The organism is Campylobacter sp. W0066.2, assembly GCF_024723515.1.
In the GTDB taxonomy this organism is placed as follows: Bacteria; Campylobacterota; Campylobacteria; order Campylobacterales; family Campylobacteraceae; genus Campylobacter_D.
On the sequence record NZ_JANQCV010000052.1, the window covers coordinates 1 to 362 of the forward strand.

At 20.4% G+C, this 362-nt stretch carries 1 pseudogene; it reads right to left on the reverse strand.

Annotated features, from left to right (window positions below):
- A pseudogene (locus CAMP18498_RS07945) lies at positions 1-362 on the reverse strand (capsular biosynthesis protein); the annotation flags it as partial.

Sequence of the window (362 nt, forward strand, 5' to 3'; positions counted from 1 at the left end):
CGAGAAATTTAATTTGCCAATATAATTGATATAAAGCCAAATTCTGAGTATAAATTAAAAAGTTACTTCTTTTAAGCAATTCCAAAGTTACTTCTTTATTAATCACCAAATAAAAATCTTGATTTTTATACGCTAAATCCATCGATGAATTTTCTTCTTCTCTTTTTCTATAAAAATATTTTGCTTTTGGTAAAAAAGCACTTTTTGAGTTAATATTTTCTAGTAAATAATAGGTTACAAATAAAACATCTTCTGAGGCGATTTTTATCAATTCATTAAAATATAATTTTTGTGATACAATTTTATCATTTTTAATAAAAATAGAATTTACATATAATTGTAAATTATGTGATAATTTTAAA